Source organism: Corallococcus sp. 4LFB (genome assembly GCF_046520365.1).
GTDB classification, from domain to species: Bacteria; Myxococcota; Myxococcia; order Myxococcales; family Myxococcaceae; genus Corallococcus; species Corallococcus caeni.
The window spans coordinates 1-3,349 of the sequence record NZ_JBKGHJ010000699.1; the positions used below are offsets into that span (position 1 = coordinate 1).

A 3,349-nucleotide genomic window follows, 5' to 3' on the forward strand; every position below is an offset into this window, starting at 1 on the left:
CGCCAGCGCGACCTCCGCCTGCGCCACCTCCAGGCGGGCCTGGAGCGCGGGCGTCAGGTCCTTGGCGCGCGAGCGCACCTCGTCCAGCGTGGCCTGCACGCCGTCCGGGGGATGCCCCGCGTACAGCCGCGCCAGCGCGGACGTCACCTTCGACAGCAGGTGGTCCGGGTTCGCGGTGGTGGCGCGCGAGAAGGCCTCCACGGCCTGGGGGAACATGCCCTCGTCGAGCAGCGCTTCACCGTAGGCCGTGGAGAAGCGCGGATCCTTCCACGCCCCTTCCGCCGCGCGGGCGAAGGACTGGCGGGCCTCCGAGAGCCGCCCCTGCTGCCGCAGCAGCCGCGCCTGCGCCAGTGTCAGCTTGGGGCTGTTGGCGCCCTGGGCCTTCAATTCCTCCAGCAGCTTCTGCGCCTCCGCCGTCTGGCCCGCGCCCACGAGCAGCAGGGCCCGCGCGCCGTAGCGCTCACCGGAGCGCGAGCCCAGCGCCTCCGCGCGCTCCAGCTGTTCGCGCGCCTTCGCGTCCGCGCCCGGCTGTGGTAGGTGAGCCACAGCTCCGCTTGGAGGTCCGCGGCCAGCGCCCGCGTCGTCGTCGACGAGTCCGGCCGCGAGCGCGAAGAGGGCCTCCAGGTTCTGCTGCGCCATGGCCAGGTCGCTGGGGTTGCCCCTCAGGAACGCGGCGCGCGCCGTGCGCAGGTGGGCGTCCACCTCCTGCTGTACCTGTCCGCGGTGGACGAACCACGCCACGGCGGCCGCGAGCAGCACGGCGACGACGCCAATCTGGGCAAGGGCGCTGCCCAGCCCCTCGCGACGCTTCCAGTCACCGTGGCCCGACGTTTCCATGGGGGTGGCCTCACGCGCAGAGATTGAAGATTTTCAGACAGTGATGCGAAGTAGGACGGGCATGGACAGATAGGTCCGGCCCCCCAGGGTGTCAACGGGTGGGGGCAGCACGCACGCGCGGGTGGAACACCCCGGAGGCACGCCATGGCCGTGTACACGACACTTCCCCCCGAGGCCTTCACCCACGTGGCGGACGCCTACGGCCTGGGGGCGGTGCGCTCCATCACGCCCATCCCGCAGGGCTCCATCAACACCAACCACCGGCTGGAGACGGACGCGGGCCGCGTCTTCGTGCGCCACACGACGGTGCGCTCGTCGGACGACCTGCGCTTCGAGGCGTCCCTGCTGGAGCACCTGGCCCGCGCGCGCTTCCCCGCGCCCGTGCTGCTCGTGCCGCCGGGGCCCACGCCGTTCCTGGACCTGCACGGCGGGCGGATCAGCGTCTTCAGGTGGCTGGCCGGAGAGGAGCTCACCCGCGACCGCCTCACGCCGGACGTGCTGGAGCGGCTGGGCGCGGAGCTGGGCAAGCTGCACCAGGTGACGCAGTCCTTCGGCGGCGCGCGCGCGAACCCCTACGGCCCGGGCGTGGTGAAGGGCTGGCTCAACAGGCTGGCCCAGCGGCCGGAGCCGGAGCTCGTGTCGGTGGCGGCGGAGCTGGAGGGGTTGCTCGCCCGCGCGGAACGCGAGCGCCCGGGGCTGGAGCCCCGGGGCGTCATCCACGCGGACCTCTTCCTGGACAACGTGAAGTGGCTGGCCGACCGCGTGGGCGCCTTCTTCGACTTCGAGATGGCCTGCGTGGAGGCGTACACGCTGGACGTGGCCATCACCCTCAACGCGTGGTGCTTCGAGGGGACGTACCAGCCGGAGCTGTGCCAGGCGCTCCTGCGCGGCTACCAGGACGTCCGGCCGCTGGCGGACGTGGAGAAGCAGGCCTTGTACGGCCACGCCCTCTACGGCGCGGTGCGCTTCACCGCCAGCCGCATCCGCGACTACCACCTGTCCCCGCTGGGCGCGGACAAGCTCGCGCCCAAGGACTTCCGCACCTACCTGGCGCGGGCGCGGGCCCTGGACGGGATGGGCCCGGCGGGACTTCAGGCGCTGGTGGGCGTGTGACGCGCTAGATGCCGGAGAGGATCTTCCACTCGCCGTCGACCTTCTGGAACACCATCTGCTCCAGCTCCGAGTCCTGCTGGGGCCGGGCGTTGAGGCCCGGCATGCGCCAGGACGCGTTCCAGTAGTAGATGGCGAGCGCGATGTCGTCCTCTTCCCGGACCTCCACGCGGCGGATGTTGAAGTCCACCTTGGGGTTCTGCAGCTTCTGGAAGAGGGCCTGGAGGTGGGGCCCCAGGTTGTCGGCGGTGAGGTCGTCCACCGTGTCCTCGGTGCCGCCGTCGTCGCGGAACTTCGGGGACACCAGTGCCTGGATGGCCTTCGCGTCGCGGGCCTCCAGGGCGGCGCGGTAGCGCTCCATCACGGAGAGGATGGCACGGGTGTCGTCGGTGTCTTCCAGCTCCGTGCCGGGGATGCGCTTCGGGGCGCACGCAGCCAGCAGGAAGACGGCGCAGAGGGCGAGGAAGCGGTTGTGCATGGCGGGGCCTTACGGGTTCAACCGCATTTGTGTCAACCCATTCCCAGGCCCCGCCCGCTGACGTGCGCTTTGACTATTTGGCGCGGATGACTTCAGCGATGAAGCGGTTGAGCACGGGCAGCTCGCCGTCGAGGATCTTCAGCCCTTCGGTCTTGATGAGGGGCTCCGCGATCATCGCCACGGGCTTGAGCAGGAAGGGCACCTTGAGCGAAAGCTCGCCGTCCATCTTGCGCTCCGTCTGGCCATTGCCCAGGTCGCGCAGCTTCAGCACGCCCGTGTTCACCAGCATCTTGGAGATGGTGTGGGACGTGGGCGTGTTGGTGAACGTGAGCTGCTTGGTGCGCTTGTCGTAGGTGGACGTCTCGATGAAGGCGAACCACTCCGGCGACACCTTCTTGGGGCCCACGGAGGAGATGACGGGCTTGGGGCGGTAGCGCACCTTGCGGTGCACGCGGTCACCGTCGTTGCGCACCTCCAGGGGCGCCAGCTCCAGCAGCACGCCGTGGTGCTGGAGGAGGAACGGGAAGTAGCGCTCGTCGAGGAGCGCGCGCTCCACCTCGTCCACCGTCCCCTGGATGTACTGCGTCTTCTCGAAGTGCATGCCCCATCCGCCTTTCCGTCAATGCGTGAGTCGCTGTCGCAGGGGCCCGCGTCTAGCGGAAAGCCTGACGCGGCACCAGGGGCCCGCGAAAGGTCGTCTGCTCGAAGTCACATCGCTCCTGCCACTCGGAGGCCGCCGCGCGGAAGGCGGCCCCGTAGTCCGGCAGCGCCCCCACTTCATGCCGCACGGCGCCGCAGTCGCCCGCCAGGTAGGCGGCCTCGATTTTCAGCCGCGTGGCCTCCCGGCGGATGGCCTCCGGGAGCGCGGTGTCCGCCAGGGCGCGCTGGAGCTGCTCGCCCAGCGAGCGCCCGGGGCACCTGGTC

The 3,349-nt window shown here is 70.7% G+C and carries 4 protein-coding genes and 1 pseudogene; 1 reads left to right on the forward strand and 4 read right to left on the reverse strand.

Going from position 1 to position 3,349, the window contains the following annotated elements:
- The coding region (locus ACLEQD_RS39765; RefSeq protein WP_410391131.1) for a tetratricopeptide repeat protein at positions 1-837 on the reverse strand (837 nt) is incomplete at its 3' end.
- A gap of 144 nt (positions 838-981) precedes the next feature.
- Here ACLEQD_RS39765 and ACLEQD_RS39770 point away from each other — a divergent pair.
- The gene (locus tag ACLEQD_RS39770; protein ID WP_410391132.1) at positions 982-1,950 is read left to right on the forward strand and encodes a homoserine kinase; all 969 of its coding nucleotides are present in this window, start codon (positions 982-984) and stop codon (positions 1,948-1,950) included.
- 4 nt (positions 1,951-1,954) lie between these two features.
- Here ACLEQD_RS39770 and ACLEQD_RS39775 read toward each other — a convergent pair whose 3' ends face one another.
- From ACLEQD_RS39775 to ACLEQD_RS39785, 3 genes and pseudogenes are all read right to left on the reverse strand, one after another.
- Positions 1,955-2,425, reverse strand: a complete 471-nt coding sequence (locus tag ACLEQD_RS39775) for a nuclear transport factor 2 family protein (protein WP_410391133.1) — start codon at positions 2,423-2,425, stop codon at positions 1,955-1,957.
- A 73-nt stretch (positions 2,426-2,498) separates the two neighbouring features.
- On the reverse strand, positions 2,499-3,026 hold the full coding sequence (locus ACLEQD_RS39780; RefSeq protein WP_410391135.1) for a hypothetical protein: 528 nt from the start codon (positions 3,024-3,026) through the stop codon (positions 2,499-2,501).
- Positions 3,027-3,078: 52 nt separating this feature from the next.
- Positions 3,079-3,349 (reverse strand): annotated as a pseudogene (locus tag ACLEQD_RS39785) (hypothetical protein); the annotation flags it as partial.

Excerpts from the sequence above, each read along its gene's own strand:
- ACLEQD_RS39780 (WP_410391135.1), bottom strand. The coding sequence starts at position 3,026 with ATGCACTTCGAGAAGACGCAGTACATCCAGGGGACGGTGGACGAGGTG.
- ACLEQD_RS39770 (WP_410391132.1), top strand. The coding sequence starts at position 982 with ATGGCCGTGTACACGACACTTCCCCCCGAGGCCTTCACCCACGTGGCG.
- ACLEQD_RS39775 (WP_410391133.1), bottom strand. The coding sequence starts at position 2,425 with ATGCACAACCGCTTCCTCGCCCTCTGCGCCGTCTTCCTGCTGGCTGCG.